The 12,886-nt window shown below is 73.2% G+C and carries 10 protein-coding genes; 3 read left to right on the top strand and 7 right to left on the bottom strand.

Annotated features, from left to right (window positions below; translation table 11 throughout):
• Window positions 1–39 precede the first annotated feature (39 nt).
• A complete protein-coding gene (locus ACFTWP_RS29430) occupies window positions 40–777 on the top strand; it encodes an alpha/beta hydrolase (protein WP_380267955.1) in 738 nt (245 codons plus the stop codon).
• A gap of 132 nt (window positions 778–909) precedes the next feature.
• On the opposite strand, the gene ACFTWP_RS29425 is transcribed toward ACFTWP_RS29430, so the two are convergent.
• The 3 genes from ACFTWP_RS29425 to ACFTWP_RS29415 all read right to left on the bottom strand — a co-directional run bounded on the left by ACFTWP_RS29425 (window position 910) and on the right by ACFTWP_RS29415 (window position 4,261).
• Window positions 910–1,287, bottom strand: coding sequence for a hypothetical protein (locus ACFTWP_RS29425; RefSeq protein ID WP_380267954.1), 378 nt, complete (start codon window positions 1,285–1,287; stop codon window positions 910–912).
• Window positions 1,288–1,338: 51 nt separating this feature from the next.
• On the bottom strand, window positions 1,339–3,363 hold the full coding sequence (locus ACFTWP_RS29420; RefSeq protein ID WP_380267953.1) for a CHAT domain-containing protein: 2,025 nt from the start codon (window positions 3,361–3,363) through the stop codon (window positions 1,339–1,341).
• A 145-nt stretch (window positions 3,364–3,508) separates the two neighbouring features.
• A complete protein-coding gene (locus ACFTWP_RS29415; RefSeq protein WP_380267952.1) occupies window positions 3,509–4,261 on the bottom strand; it encodes a hypothetical protein in 753 nt (250 codons plus the stop codon).
• A 558-nt stretch (window positions 4,262–4,819) separates the two neighbouring features.
• Here ACFTWP_RS29415 and ACFTWP_RS29410 point away from each other — a divergent pair.
• Window positions 4,820–5,656: an undecaprenyl-diphosphate phosphatase gene (locus ACFTWP_RS29410; RefSeq protein WP_380267951.1), complete on the top strand. Its 837-nt coding sequence runs from the start codon at window positions 4,820–4,822 to the stop codon at window positions 5,654–5,656.
• 305 nt (window positions 5,657–5,961) lie between these two features.
• A complete protein-coding gene (locus tag ACFTWP_RS29405; RefSeq protein ID WP_380267950.1) occupies window positions 5,962–7,737 on the top strand; it encodes a glycosyl hydrolase in 1,776 nt (591 codons plus the stop codon).
• A 50-nt stretch (window positions 7,738–7,787) separates the two neighbouring features.
• Here ACFTWP_RS29405 and ACFTWP_RS29400 read toward each other — a convergent pair whose 3' ends face one another.
• From ACFTWP_RS29400 to ACFTWP_RS29385, 4 genes are all read right to left on the bottom strand, one after another.
• Window positions 7,788–8,822: a LacI family DNA-binding transcriptional regulator gene (locus ACFTWP_RS29400; protein ID WP_380267949.1), complete on the bottom strand. Its 1,035-nt coding sequence runs from the start codon at window positions 8,820–8,822 to the stop codon at window positions 7,788–7,790.
• A gap of 110 nt (window positions 8,823–8,932) precedes the next feature.
• Window positions 8,933–10,666, bottom strand: a complete 1,734-nt coding sequence (locus ACFTWP_RS29395) for a glycoside hydrolase family 43 protein (protein ID WP_380267948.1) — start codon at window positions 10,664–10,666, stop codon at window positions 8,933–8,935.
• A 69-nt stretch (window positions 10,667–10,735) separates the two neighbouring features.
• A complete protein-coding gene (locus ACFTWP_RS29390) occupies window positions 10,736–11,638 on the bottom strand; it encodes a carbohydrate ABC transporter permease (RefSeq protein ID WP_380267947.1) in 903 nt (300 codons plus the stop codon).
• A 21-nt stretch (window positions 11,639–11,659) separates the two neighbouring features.
• Window positions 11,660–12,613, bottom strand: coding sequence for a carbohydrate ABC transporter permease (locus ACFTWP_RS29385; protein ID WP_380267946.1), 954 nt, complete (start codon window positions 12,611–12,613; stop codon window positions 11,660–11,662).
• Between the last annotated feature and the right edge of the window lie 273 nt (window positions 12,614–12,886).

Raw genomic sequence — 12,886 nt, 5'->3', positions numbered from 1 at the left:
CGGGAGCGCCATCTCTGAGCACTCCCGAAAGGCACGACCATGCGATTCACTTCCGAACAGCGCCTCGACGACGGCGTTCTCGAACGCGAATTCACCCTCGGCGAGATCCCCGGCATCCTGTGGACGCCCCCGTCCGCATCCGCTCCGGTGCCGCTGATCCTGATCGGCCACCCCCCGCTCGGACTGCGCAGGATGTACCCGCGACTGGTGGGGCGGGCCCGGTACTACGCGGCGGAGTACGGCTTCGCCGCGGCCACCATCGAGCTCCCCGGGAGCGGTGACCGGCCCCGCTGGCCCGAGGTCGAGCAGGCCCGCGCCGACCTGCGCCGGGCCATGGAGGCCGGCGGACCGGTCGGCGACGAGATCGTCGACGCCCTCGTCCTCCCGCTGGTGGAGAAGGCGGTCCCGGAGTGGCGGACCGCCCTGGACGCCCTCCTGTCGCTGCCCGAGATCGGCGGCCCGGTCGGGTACGAGGGGGGAGTGATCTCCATCGGCATCCGGCTGGCGGTGGTCGAGCCGCGCATCGTGTCCGCCGGTTTCTTCGCCGGGAGCCTGGTGCCCGCCGCCATGTTCGAGGAGGCCCGCCAGGTCACCATTCCGCTGCAGGTCCTGCTGCAGTGGGACGACGAAGGGAACGACCGGCAGGCGGCCCTGGACCTGTTCGACGCCTTCGCCTCCAAGGAGAAGACCCTGCACGCCAACATGGGCGGTCACACCGGCGTCCCGCAGTTCGAGCTCGACCCCGGGGCCCGCTTCTTCGCCCGGCACCTGAAGTGAGGCCGACCGGCCGGGCCGGCGGCGGACGGTAGCCGGAGTCGGCCGGGCCACCGCTCGTCGAGGACGGGCCACGACCCTCCTCGACGAGCGGTGGCCGACGGCCGCACGACCGCGGCGACCGCCCGACCGGCGTCAGGCCTCGTCGAACTCGATCGTGTGTTTCCGCTCGCTCCTGGTCAGGCGCCCGTCGCTGTCGACCGTCTCCTCCGTCCAGTTGATGGTCGCTCTCCTGATGGCCGCTCTCCTGACCCGGCGGTCCTCCTCGTGGCGTCGGAGGTACTGCTTGACCCGGTCGGCGGCCACGTCGACGGTGATCCCGACCGGTACGGTCAGTCCGAGCGTCAGCAACTGCTCGCCGACGCCGCCGCGCGGACGGGGCGGGCTCAGGCGGACACCGTCGGAGACCGGTGCGTCGCGAGCACCCGCCGCGGCGGCGTCCGCCCGGACGGCCGAGGCGAGGTCTGCGGCGGCGTCGGGATCGGCGGTCGTCACCTTGAGGTAGTACGTCATCACTGCACTCCCAGCCTTGTCGGGCAGGTCAGGTGGCCCGTGTCGGGCAGGTCAGGTGGCCCGCCGGCCGCTCGCGGTCGCCTTGGGGTCGCCCACGACGAACCAGGGGGACCACCAGGTGGGGTCCGCCGGATACGGGTGGTCGCAGTCGGGGACGAGGGCCAGGACGTCCGCCTCGCGGACCTCGCGGCGCATCGTCCGCTGCGCCCAGGCGACCGCCGGACCGACCGGGAGCGGGCGGTCGGGCGTCCGCCACGGGCGTTGCGGGCCGTGGCCGTTCAGAGCCGAGACGAACAGGTCGGCGAAGAGCACGCCGGCCTCGTCCACCACGGGGGCGACGCTGGCGACGGCGGCCCGGGCCCCGGTCACCACGATCAGTTGGCGGACGACTCCGAGGAACTCGTTGTTCTCGTCCTTGGCGAAGTCGCCGGCGTTGCAGCCGGTCAGCAGGAGGACGTCGGCGCCGAAGGTGCGCCCGGGGAGGTTGAGCAGGTCGGTGGGCCGGGTCCAGGTGCCGTCCCGGGACAGCAGCAGCCCGTGCGGCTCGGCGTGGCACGCGAGGTGCAGCAGGCCCGTGTCGCAGCCGCGCTGCAGGAACCGGTCGCAGTCCGCGGTCACGAGGCAGCCGGATCCGGGCTCGTCGGCGAAGTGGTCCCGCTCGGTCGTCTCCACCTCCAGGTCCACGAAGCGCAGCGGCTGGTAGGCCCCTCCGTTGCAGGCCACGCCGAGGTAGGCGGTGTCCCGCCCGGCCGTGACCGTGCTCCGCGTGTTGCGCAGGTACCTGAGGACGCCCGCCGCGGGAACGACCGAGATCGTGTAGCGCTCACCGAGTGTGCGGTCGGGATCGGTCGGGCTGGGGAGCGAGTGCCACGGCAGGCCGAGGAGGAGGGCGTCGGGTGAGATGACGAGCGTGTCGATCCGCTCGGGGAGCGGCTCGACCAGATTGCTGCGGGGGATGCGGTCGCCCTCGCGGCAGGCGGCGACCGCCTGGTCGACGAATTCCGCGGACACTCCCGTGGCGAGACCGGCGACCACGCTCGTCCGGGTGACGACGGAGCGCAGGGGAGCGCCGTCGTTCCACCGGTAGCCGATGTAGGCCTCGCCCGGGTCGAGACAGCCCTGCAACTCGCCCGGGGTCACCGGGGAGGTGCTGAGCAGTTCGGTCAGCTCCGGGGCGTCGTGGTAGATGCGCCGGAACCGTTCGGCCACCTTGCGGTCCGTGTTCTCCAACTCCTCGGCCTTCTGTCGGAGCTTCTGCTCCATCGCCTCGATCCGGTCGTACGAGCGCCCGGTCATCAGCGCCGCAGAGATCATGAGTTCTAGGTCGGAGTGCTCCCGGACCAGGTTCCTCCGGCGCGTCATCAGCTCCGACAGGCTGCTGTCGTCGGCGGCCAGCCGGCTCCAGGTGTCGTCCTGGAGCTGCTGGTCCTGGAACGAGCGGGCCTTGGGTGCCTCGCCGAGCAGCCAGACCAGCTCGCCCCACAGCGGGTGGGTGCCCAGGGTGGCGACGGACCTGCTGAGCTTGCCGGTGAGGACGCGGGCCCCGTCGGCGATGATCGTCCGGTCGTTGACCTCCCGGTCCTTGGGCACGCGCAGGCTCGGTCGGGCCAGTTCGTAGGTGCGCATGGCCTGGACGGCGGCGGTCATCCACTCCGTGCCGTCGGTGCGGGTCAGGGTGACCGCGGCGGTCATCTCGGCGGCCGCCGCCTCCACCGGGCGGTTCGCGCGGGTGAAGGCGTCCGCCGCACGGCGGAGCGCGGGCAGGTTCCGTGGGTCCGGCGGGTCGCCGATGCCGTCCGTCCGCAGGGTCTGTCCCGCCAGGAACTCGGCCATTCCCTCGCCCCACCAGTCACCGGCGGCGCCGAGGCGTCGAGCGGCCGTGAGGCAGGTGGAGTAGCACTTCTCGCGGTACTCGGGGCGGTTCAGGCCGAGCCAGTTGTACTCGTACGCGGCCTGGTAGAGGCACCGGCCCACCTCGCCCACGAGGTCGACCCGGTCGAAGAGCTCCGCCGCACGCTCGTACTCCGCCGCCCGTTCCTCCCGCAGGTCGAGCAGGGGCGAGATCGACGTTTCCATGGAGCGCAGGAGACTCTCGCGGGCGCTCCGGCCGCGCCCCAGGCTCTCGGCCCGCTGATATCGGCACTGGGCTTCCATGCGGGTGTTTCCGGAGGCGGCGTACCGATCCGCGAGCTGACGGAATCGGTCGGCACCCGTCAGCGCGTCAGCCATCCAGTGTCACCTTCAAACCGATCAGGGCCTGCTCTTCGAGACCGGCGGCACCGGGCAGGTCGCTCGCCAGGGATACCACCTGCTCGTATTCCCGGGCCGCCGCTTCGAAATCCCTCAGAATCCGAAGATTGTGGGCGAGGGCCAGCCGGAACGTCGCCTCGATGCCGCGGTCCCCCAGTCGACCCGCGACGTCGGCGGCCCGCCTGGCCGGCTCCAGGGATCCCACCGGGTCTCCTGCCGCCAGGCGGGCCTGCGTCCGGTAGCGGAAGACCACCAGTCGGAAGGTGAGCAGGCGCGGGTCGGCCGTGTGTCGGGTGGCGGCGATGATCTTTTCACTCAGCTCGGTGTCGGACCACCGGTCCAGGTCGGCCAGGGTTTCGAGCTTGGCCGCCGAGGCCTCCAGCTCCCCGGCCCCGTCCCCGGCGCGGGCGAACCCGCTGATGGCCCGGTCGAACCAAACCAGGCCGTCCCCGGCCCGGCCCGCGGTGGTCATGGCGTGACCGCAGCCGAGGAGCGCCTGGGCCGCGGGGGCCGCGAGCCCCGCCTGGTCGAAAAGCTCCGCCGCGCGGCTGAGCTGTTCGAAGGCGTCGTCGACGCGGTTCAGGTGGAACAGGTGACTGCCGAGCTCGAAACGGGCGGCAGCCTCCCGGCCACGATCGCCTGCCCGCATGAATGCGTCGGCGGTGGCGGCCAGCGCGGCGGAAGGTCGATCCGTGAAGGTACTGCTGCCACTCATCACGATCATCTCCGAAGTCGGTGGGAATGCGATCGTCGGGGCCGGTGGACGGATCCCCGTGAAACCCGCCGGTCTGATCTCGGGAATTCCCGGCCGGGAGGATCGGCGAATCCCGGTGGCCGCCGGAGGTGGGTATCGCCGCCCCCGGGCAGGGGGGAATTCGACTCCCCGGTGACGGCGATGCGGTGTTCCCCGTTCCTCCCGGTGGAAGGGCACGGCGAGAGGTGTCCTCCCATTCTCGACCGCGGCCTCCGGTGGGCAAAGAGGCAGGAATGCCCAAGCCGCACGGGGTACTTCCGCCCCTGACGTGCGGCCCGGGGCTCCGCCCCGTTCGGGGAGGCGCCCGGCCGGGGCGGCATCGCTGCGATGCGGCCCGGCGGCGGACCGGTGGTGAGGCGTGGCCGACCGCTCGTGCGTGCGTCTTGGGGGTGGCGTGGCCGGGGCCGAGGGTCCAGGCGGTTGGACGGGGGCCGCCGCTGACGTCTACATTCCTGTAGTCACATGCGAGGACGGAGTCCCGCATGTCGATCTCCGGATGGTTCGCCCGACATCACTGGGAAGGTGCACGTGAGCGCGATCACTGTCGGACAGGCGGTTGTCCTGGGAATCGTCGAGGGGGTGACCGAGTTCCTGCCCGTCTCCTCGACCGGGCACCTGAAGATCACCGAGGGCCTGATGGGCATCCCGGTCGACGACACCTCGGTCGTCGGCTTCACCGCCGTCATCCAGGTCGGCGCCATCGCCGCCGTGCTGCTGTACTTCCTCAAGGACATCGTGCGGATCGTCTCCGCCTGGGGGCGGGGTCTGGTGAACCGCGAGGAGCGGTACCGCCACGACTACAAGTTCGCCTGGTGGGTCGTCTACGCCACGATCCCGATCGTCGTCGTCGGCCTGGCCGCCAAGCCGCTGATCAAGGGCCCGCTGGCCTCGCTCTGGGTGGTCGCCGGGTCCCTGATCGTCGGCAGCGGTGTGATGTGGGCGGCCGACCAGATAGGGCGGCACAAGCGCGGCGAGGACGACACCTCCTTCAAGGACGCGATGATCGTCGGCTCGGCGCAGATCCTCGCCCTGCTCTTCCCCGGCTTCTCGCGCTCCGGCGCGACGATGTCCGCCGGCCTGGCCCTCGACCTCGACCGGGTGGCCGCCACCCGGCTCTCCTTCTTCCTCGGCATCCCCGCCCTCACCGGCGCGGGCCTGTACGAGCTGAAGGACGCCCTGGGCGCCGGGGTCGGCACGGCGCCGCTCATCGTCGGCACCGCGGTCTCCTTCGCCGTCGCCTACGCCTCGATCGCCTGGCTGCTGAAGTACGTCGCCAAGCACTCGTTCAACGCCTTCGTGGTCTACCGGATCGCCATCGGCGTGATCCTCTTCGGCCTGCTCGGCTCGGGCGTGCTGAGCTCCTGAGGCTTCCGTCCGGCTGACCGGCGGCCCGGTCCGGAGCTACTCCGGGCCGGGCCGGACCCGCGCGGCCGGGCCCGGAGCGCCACCGGCCGTGGGGTCCGCCGCTCACCCGCCGCTCACCCGCCCGTCGCACTGACCATCCGTCAAGCATTGCCGCGGGCAGTCGGCATGGAATGTGGGAGCGCTCCCATAAATCCTGCCCAAACCGTTGACACCGCGTCGCCGACCGTTGAAGCTCCTGTGTCGTGCCGGGTGAACCGACGACCGGTGCGGCCCCCCTCCCGCCGAGCCGTCCGAAAGGCCGACCCGTGTCCAGAACACGCCCCACCCGACCCCGGGCGGTGCTCGCCGCCGGCGTGCTGCTCCCCCTGCTGCTCGCGCTCGCCCCCGCCGCCCCGGCGGCGGCCGGCACCTCGGCCACCGGCACCCCGGCCTCCGGCGCCGCCGCCGTCTACGAGGCCGAGGACGGGCAGCTGAACGGCGTGCAGAGCGCCTCCGCCGAGCCCGGCCACTCCGGCACCGGATACGTCGAGGGCTTCGACGCCCCCGACGACACCGTCACCGTCACCGTGCCCGACAGCCCCGGCGGCCTCTACGACCTGACGGTGCGCTACCGCTCCCCGTACGGTGACAAGAAGACCGCCCTCCGGCTGAACGGCGCCGGCGCCGGCGAGGTGTCGCTGGCCTCCTCGACGGTGTTCGCGGACGCCCCGGCCGGCCGGGTCCTGCTCAGGGCGGGCGTCAACACCGTCGCCCTGCAGACCGACTGGGGCTGGTACCAGATCGACGCGATCTCCCTCGCCCCGGCGCCGCCCCCGCCGCCGCACCGGCTCTCCGGCACGCCGGTCGACCCCGCCGCCACCCCCGAGGCCCGCTCCCTGCTCTCCTACCTCGGCTCCGGCTACGGCGACCGCATCCTCAGCGGCCAGCAGGACACCGCCTCCGTGCAGTGGCTGGAGCAGAACATCGGCCGCGCCCCCGCCGTCGAGGGCCTCGACCTGATGGACTACTCGCCCAGCAGGGTCGAGCACGGCGCGAGCTCCCAGGAGGTCGAGAACGCCCTCGCCTGGGACGCCCGCGGCGGCATCACCACCTTCGTCTGGCACTGGAACGCCCCCAGCCACCTCGTCGACCAGCCCGGCAAGGAGTGGTGGCGCGGCTTCTACACGGACGCCAGCACCTTCGACCTCGCCGCCGCGCTGGCCGACCCCGGCTCCGACGACTACCGGCTGCTGATCCGCGACATCGACGCGATCTCCGTCCAGCTGTCCCGCCTCCAGGACGCCGGCGTACCGGTGCTCTGGCGTCCCCTGCACGAGGCCGAGGGCGGCTGGTTCTGGTGGGGCGCCAAGGGTCCCGGCCCCGCCAAGGAGCTCTACCGGCTGATGTACGACCGGATGGTCAACCACAACCACCTGCACAACCTGGTCTGGGTGTGGAACTCCGTCGACGCCGCCTGGTACCCCGGGGACGACGTGGTCGACGTCGTCAGCACCGACTCCTACCCGCCGGCCGGCGACCACGGGCCGGTCAGCGGCACCTACGACCGGCTCGTCGCCCTCGGCAAGGACGCCAAGCCCGTCGCCCTCGGCGAGGTCGGCACCATCCCCGACCCGGACCTGCTGCGCGCCTACCACGCCGACTGGAGCTGGTTCGTCACCTGGTCCGGCGGCTTCCTCACCGACGGCACCGCCAACTCCCGGGACTTCCTGAAGCGCGTCTACGACGACCCGTACGTCGTCACGCTCGACGAACTCGGCGACTTCAAGCACAGCGGCGGCTGCCGGGCCGAGATCACCACGCTCACCACCTGGAACGCCGGCGCCGAGTACCGCGTCACCGTCCGCAACACCGGCAGCACGCCCACCAGCGGTTGGCAGACCGGGTGGAACCTGCCCGCGGGCAGCGTCGTCACGCAGTCCTGGAACGCCGACGTCAGCGCGGCCGGCGGCCGGCTGCGGGCCTCCGCGCTCTCCTGGAACGGCGTCCTCCAGCCCGGCCGGAGCGCGGAGTTCTACCTGCTCACCAACGCCCCGCCGGCGTTCCCGGTCACCACCGCCCCGAGCTGCACCACCACGGGCTGACCGCACGACTGCCGCCGGGCCGCCCGAGGGGACGGCCCGGCGGTGCACGCTCAGCCCCCGGCCGGCGGCGGGGCCGTGCTCCCCCGCTCGACCAGCCGGGTGGCCAGCTCGACCCGCGGCAGGTCGACCTCCTCCCCGTCGACCAGGCGCAGCAGCGTGCGGGCCGCCATCGCCGCCATCTCCTGCAGGGGCTGGCGGACGGTGGTGAGCGCCGGGTCGCTCCAGCGGGTCACCGGTACGTCGTCGAAGCCGACGATGCTGATGTCCTGCGGGATGCGCAGGCCGCGGTCGCGCAGGGCCGCGTACGCGCCGAAGGCCTGGAGGTCACTGGCGGCGAAGACGGCGGTCGGCGGCTCCTGCCCGGCGGCGGCGACCTGGTCGAGCAACTCGGTGAGCTCGCGCCGGCCGGAGCGGTCGTTGAACTCGCCGAAGCGCAGCCAGCCCTCCGGCACCGGGAGTTCGGCGCGCTCCATCACGGCACGGTAGCCGTCGGCCCGGGCCCGGCTGCACAACAGCTGCCGGGGGCCCGCGAGGTGGGCGATCCGCCGGTGGCCCAGGCCGACCAGGTGCTCCACCGCGGAGATGGCGCCGGCCCAGTTGGTGGCGCCGATGGTCGGCACCCCGGCGTCCACCGTGCCCACCGGGTCCACCAGGACGAACGGCACCTTGAGCGCGGCCAGCCTGGCCCGCTGGCGCGGCGTCAGGTCGGACACCACCAGGATGGCGCCGTCCGAGCGGCGTCCCGCGATCTGCTCCAGCCACTCCCCGGTGCCGGTGCTGGTGCCGTGCACGGCGGACAGCACCATGCCGACCCCGGCCTCCGCCAGGGCCTCCTGGGCACCGCGGATGATCTCGATCGACCAGAGGCTGTCGAGTTCGTTCATCACCAGGTCGACCAGGCCGCCGCGGCGGCGCGGCCGGCGCCGCTGGTAGTGGTGGCGGTCCATGATCTGCTGGACGCGCTCGCGGGTGGCGGCCGACACGTCGCTGCGCCCGTTCAGCACCTTGGAGACGGTGGCGTTGGAGACCCCGGCCTCGGCGGCGATCTCGCCGATCGTCACCTTGTGTCGTGCCTGGCCCGCCATCTGCCGTCCGTTCCTCGTGGTCCTCGCCCCGGGGGCGGCCGGGGCGCTCGCGCCGCCCCGGGTCAGAGCAGGATAGTGGGCCCGCGACTGGCCGCCCGGGGCGGCGCCGCTCACCGGCGCCGCCCGTCCGGTCCGCCGGGGGAGTGCCGCGGTTGCCCGCCGACGGCACCGGGGGAGCGGTAGAGCGGCTCGGTGAACTCCGCGCTGAGCCGGGCGCCGGTGAGGTCCTGCGCGCAGGCGCCGACGAACGCGCCGGTGAACCCCCAACTGGTGTAGTGGCCGGTGGCCTGGTCGCCGACGGTCGCGTAGTCGTCCGAGAGCCGGGCCGCGTCCAGCTCGGGCCCGGCGTCCCGCCAGCGGGGGGCGCCCTCGGCGGGCGACCAGGCGAACCGGGCCGCGGCGCCGCGCACCGACAGCCGCAGGCGCAGCGGGCCCGGGCCGACCGGCAGCGGTGCCATCGGCTCGCCGTAGTGCCCCAGGTCGCAGACCCCCAGCCGCAGGACCCGGCCGAGCGTGTCGTCCCAGCTCAGGTGGAGGTAGTGCCAGAGGCCGGTGTTGTAGAGGTGCACCAGTCCGGCGGCCTGGCGGGCCGAGACGGGTGCGGTGTCGAGCGTCGTCTCGAAGGAGAAGTCCGTGTGCTGGCAGCGCCGGGCGAGCAGGCTCTGCCGGTGCCGCGAGGTGAGCGACTCGTCGCCGTGCAGCAGCAGGCGCCCGTCCCGCAGCGACAGCCAGGACGGGTCGGCGTGGCGGCGCAGCGTCATCCACTCCGGCGCCGGCCGGTCGGCGCCGAAGCCGGTGAGCGCCACCGGTCCGTCCGGCGCGGGGGCGTGGGCGGCGATCGGTGCCGGTGCGTCCACCGCGGGGGCGCTCCCGCCGTCGGCGAGCCGTGGCCAGCCGTCGGCCGTCCACCGCATCCGCTGGATCGCGGTCTCCCGCCCGAGGACGCAGGCGCCGAGCGGGGTGAGCGGGCGGGCGGTGAGGTGGGCGAGGTACCACTCGCCGTCCGGGGTCTCCACCAGGCTGCCGTGGCCGGCCTTCTGGAGTTCCAGGTCGGGCCGGCCGGCGGAGGTGAGGAGCGGCCCGGCCGGGTCCGCCGCGTACGGGCCGGTGAGGGTGCGGGAGCGGGCGACGGTGACGGCGTGCGCCCAGGAGGTGCCGCCCTCGGCGGTCATCAGGTAGTACCAGCCGTCGCGGCGGTAGAGGTGCGGGCCTTCGGTGCAGCCGAGCTCGGTGCCGTCGAAGATCCGGTGGACCGGGCCGGTGACCTGCCGGGCCGCGCGGTCGTACTCCTGCAGCAGGATCCCGGAGAAGGGGTTGGTGCCCGGCCGGTGGTCCCACTCCAGCCAGAGCAGCCAGCTGCGGCCGTCGCCGTCCGGCCCGTCGTCGTGGAAGAGCGAGGGGTCGAATCCGTGTCCGGGCAGCGGGACGGGCTCGGACCACGGGCCGACGGGGGTGGGGGCCGTGACGACCTGGTTGTGGACGTCCTTGTAGGCGCCGGCGAGGCTCTTGACGTCGGAGTACACCAGGTGGAACCGCCCGTCGGTGTAGGACAGGCAGGGCGCCCAGACGCCGCCGGAGTCCGGGGCGCCGGTGAGGTCGAGCAGCCGTGTCTCGCCGAGCGCGCCGCCGAGCGGCCGCCAGGTCACCAGGTCGGTGGAGTGGTGCAGGGCGACTCCCGGCAGCCACTCGAAGGTGGAGGTGGCGATGTAGTAGTCACCGCCGACGCGCAGGATCGAGGGGTCCGGGTGGAAGCCCGGCAGCACGGGGTTGCGGATCAGCGGCGGACCGGCCGGGTGCGCCGGGTCGGCGGCGCCGGCGGCTGCGGTCGGTGCGACGGCGGTCATGGGACTCCTCGGGTCGGACGGGAGGTGCCTGGACGGTGCGGCGGGTGCCCGGCGGTTCGGGCGGGGCGCTCAGCCCTTGACGGCGCCGGCCATCACACCGGCGACGATCCTGCGGGCGAGCACGGCGAACAGCAGCAGCACGGGTACGACGGAGACGACGACCCCGGCGAGCATCAGCGTGTAGTCGGTGTAGTACCCGGCCGCCAGCTGGTTGAGGGCGATCTGCACGGTGCCGTTCTCCGGCGGCAGGGCGATCAGCGGCCAGAAGTAGTCGTTCCAGGCGAACATGAAGGTGAACATGCCGAGCACGGAGGCCGTCGAGCGCACGCCCGGCCAGGCGACGTGCGCGAAGGTGCGCAGCGGGCCGGCGCCGTCCATCCGGGCGGCCTCGATCAGTTCGTCGGGGATGTTCTCCGTCATGGCCTGCCGCATCCAGAACACGCCGACGGCGGAGACCAGCGCGGGCACGATCAGCGCGGAGAGCCTGCCGTACAGGCCCATGTCGGTGACGAGCAGGTACAGCGGGATGATGCCGAGCTGGGTCGGCACCATGACGGTGCCGATGACGGCGACGAGCAGGACGCCCCGCCCGGGGAAGCGGAGCTTGGCGAAGGCGAAGCCGGCCAGCGAGGACAGCAGCACGTTGCTGACGGCCGTGCAGCCGGCGACGGTGACGGAGTTGCCGAGGGCCTTCCAGAAGTCGACGGTGTCGAAGACCCGCCGGACGTTCTCCAGCAGGTGGCCGCCGGGGACGAGCGAGGGCGTCGCGCCGGAGAGCACCGAGTTGTCGCCGTGCGAGGCGACCACGAAGGTCCAGTACAGCGGGAAGAGCGACCCGAGCACGGCGGCGGCCAGCAGCAGGTGGGCGAGCGGGCCGGCACTGTCGTGGTGGCGCGGGCCGGCGCGGCGGCGTCCGCGTGCGGCGGCGGGGGCGGTCGGTGCGGCGGGTACGGGGGTGGTGGCGGTGGCCATGATGGTCTCCCGGTCGGTGGGTCAGCGCCCGGAGCGGCGGACGAGGAGGGCGTTGGCCGTGGCGACGACGGCGATGAGCAGGAAGAGCACCCAGGAGACGGCGGAGGCGTAGCCGGCGTCGTTGTTGATGAAGCCGTACTTGTACAGCATCAGCGTCAGCGTCTGGAACTGGTGCTCGGTGCCGCCCTCGGCGTTGCCCTGCTGGTCGAAGAGCATCGGCTCGGCGAACAGCTGCAGGCCGCCGATGGTGGAGATGACCACGGTGAACAGCACGGTCGGCCGGATCGCCGGCAGGGTGATCCGACGGAACGTCAGGAGGCGGCCGGCGCCGTCGACCATCGCCGACTCGTACAGTTCGCGCGGTACCGCCTGCATGGCCGCGAGGTAGATCAGGGCGTTGTAGCCGGTCCAGCGCCACATCACCATGAAGCTGATCGCCAGGTGCGAACTCCAGGTGTCGGCCGCCCAGTCGATCGGGTCGCCGATCAGGCCGAGCTGCTCCAGCGCCCGGTTGACGATGCCGAAGTCGCGGCCGAAGAGCTGGGAGAAGACCAGGGCCACGGCCACCACCGACACGTACTGCGGCACCAGTACCAGGGCGCGCCAGGTGGTGCGGGCCCTCAGCCGGCGGTCGAGCAGCCAGCCGACCCCGAGGGCGACGAGCAACTGGGGCGCCGTCGAGAGCAGGAAGATGCTGAACGTGTTGAAGGTCGCGGTGTAGAAGTCCGGGTCGGCGAGGAGCTCGCGGAAGTTGTCGAGCCCGGCGAAGCCCGCGTCGCCGGTCAGCCGGTCCCAGTGGTGCAGCGACACCCAGAAGGTGTAGGCGAGCGGGTAGAGCCCGAAGATCCCGAAGACCAGGAAGAACGGGGCGACGAAGCTGTAGGCGGGCAGGTGCCGCAGCGGGTTGGCGCGGCGTCTCGGCGGGGCGCTCTCGGCGGGGCCGGCCGTGGAGCCGAGGCTGGTGGTGGCCGCCATGACGTACTCCTCTGGGTGGGGTCGGTCGGACGGGCCCGGCGCGGTCCGCCGGGAGGGCGGACCGCGCCCGGGGCGTGGTCCGGGGCAGCGTCCGGAAGCGGGGGCGGGTGCTGCCCCGGGCCGGGGTGGTGCCGGCCGGTGCGACGGCGTCGTCGCGGGCCGGTCCGCCGCGTCGGGCCCGGCGTCGGGGCCGACCCGGCGGGGCCCGGGGCGAGGGGCTTCCAGGGCCCGGGGGGGGGGGTGTGCCCGGCCCCCCGGCCCCCGGGGGCCCCG

Origin of the sequence: Kitasatospora sp. NPDC057015, assembly GCF_042673745.1 — a bacterium.
GTDB lineage: Bacteria > Actinomycetota > Actinomycetes > Streptomycetales > Streptomycetaceae > Kitasatospora.
Note: the sequence above shows the minus strand (reverse complement) of the source record. Positions and strands in the feature narration are given on the sequence as shown.